At 55.1% G+C, this 1,787-nt stretch carries 1 rRNA gene; it reads right to left on the bottom strand.

What is annotated here, in order from left to right:
* Positions 1-76: 76 nt before the first annotated feature.
* Positions 77-1,601, bottom strand: a 16S ribosomal RNA gene (locus ACFO0G_RS19830).
* Positions 1,602-1,787 lie beyond the last annotated feature (186 nt).

Below are 1,787 nucleotides of genomic sequence, written 5' to 3'. Positions count from 1 at the left end.
TGCGCAACGGGCTTGCTTCCTGACAACCCCCACCACCAGACATACATCCAGGGCAGTTGTTGTAGGTGCTCCTTAGAAAGGAGGTGATCCAGCCGCACCTTCCGGTACGGCTACCTTGTTACGACTTAGTCCCAATCGCCAGTCCCACCTTCGACAGCTCCCTCCCACAAGGGGTTAGGCCACCGGCTTCGGGTGTTACCAACTTTCGTGACTTGACGGGCGGTGTGTACAAGGCCCGGGAACGTATTCACCGCAGCGTTGCTGATCTGCGATTACTAGCGACTCCGACTTCATGGGGTCGAGTTGCAGACCCCAATCCGAACTGAGACCGGCTTTTTGGGATTAGCTCCACCTCACAGTATCGCAACCCTTTGTACCGGCCATTGTAGCATGCGTGAAGCCCAAGACATAAGGGGCATGATGATTTGACGTCGTCCCCACCTTCCTCCGAGTTGACCCCGGCAGTCTCCCATGAGTCCCCGGCACTACCCGCTGGCAACATGGAACGAGGGTTGCGCTCGTTGCGGGACTTAACCCAACATCTCACGACACGAGCTGACGACAACCATGCACCACCTGTAAACCAACCCCAAAGGGGAAGAACTGTTTCCAGCCCGGTCTGGTTCATGTCAAGCCTTGGTAAGGTTCTTCGCGTTGCATCGAATTAATCCGCATGCTCCGCCGCTTGTGCGGGCCCCCGTCAATTCCTTTGAGTTTTAGCCTTGCGGCCGTACTCCCCAGGCGGGGCACTTAATGCGTTAGCTACGGCGCGGAAAACGTGGAATGTCCCCCACACCTAGTGCCCAACGTTTACGGCATGGACTACCAGGGTATCTAATCCTGTTCGCTCCCCATGCTTTCGCTCCTCAGCGTCAGTTAATGCCCAGAGACCTGCCTTCGCCATCGGTGTTCCTCCTGATATCTGCGCATTTCACCGCTACACCAGGAATTCCAGTCTCCCCTACATCACTCTAGTCTGCCCGTACCCACCGCAGATCCGGAGTTGAGCCCCGGACTTTCACGGCAGACGCGACAAACCGCCTACGAGCTCTTTACGCCCAATAATTCCGGATAACGCTTGCGCCCTACGTATTACCGCGGCTGCTGGCACGTAGTTAGCCGGCGCTTCTTCTGCAGGTACCGTCACCTTGCGGCTTCTTCCCTACTGAAAGAGGTTTACAACCCGAAGGCCGTCATCCCTCACGCGGCGTCGCTGCATCAGGCTTGCGCCCATTGTGCAATATTCCCCACTGCTGCCTCCCGTAGGAGTCTGGGCCGTGTCTCAGTCCCAGTGTGGCCGGTCACCCTCTCAGGCCGGCTACCCGTCGTCGCCTTGGTAGGCCATTACCCCACCAACAAGCTGATAGGCCGCGAGTCCATCCAAAACCACAAAAGCTTTCCACCAACCACCATGCGATAGTCAGTCATATCCGGTATTAGACCCAGTTTCCCAGGCTTATCCCAGAGTCAAGGGCAGGTTACTCACGTGTTACTCACCCGTTCGCCACTAATCCACCAGCAAGCTGGCATCATCGTTCGACTTGCATGTGTTAAGCACGCCGCCAGCGTTCATCCTGAGCCAGGATCAAACTCTCCGTTGAAAACAAACAGACACAACCAAAACCACCGGAAATAACGACAATCATTGGCTGCACAAAATTTGAAACCAGCTAAAAACACCAAACCAATACCACAGGGGCGGCACGATTCGGCAAATTCAACCAATTACATACATAATCGGTATCAACAAACTTGGCACACTATTGAGTTCTCAAACAACAGACACA

Origin of the sequence: Arthrobacter sedimenti (assembly GCF_042652025.1) — a bacterium.
Taxonomy (GTDB): domain Bacteria; phylum Actinomycetota; class Actinomycetes; order Actinomycetales; family Micrococcaceae; genus Arthrobacter; species Arthrobacter sedimenti.
This window is presented reverse-complemented; position numbering and strand designations above follow the sequence as displayed.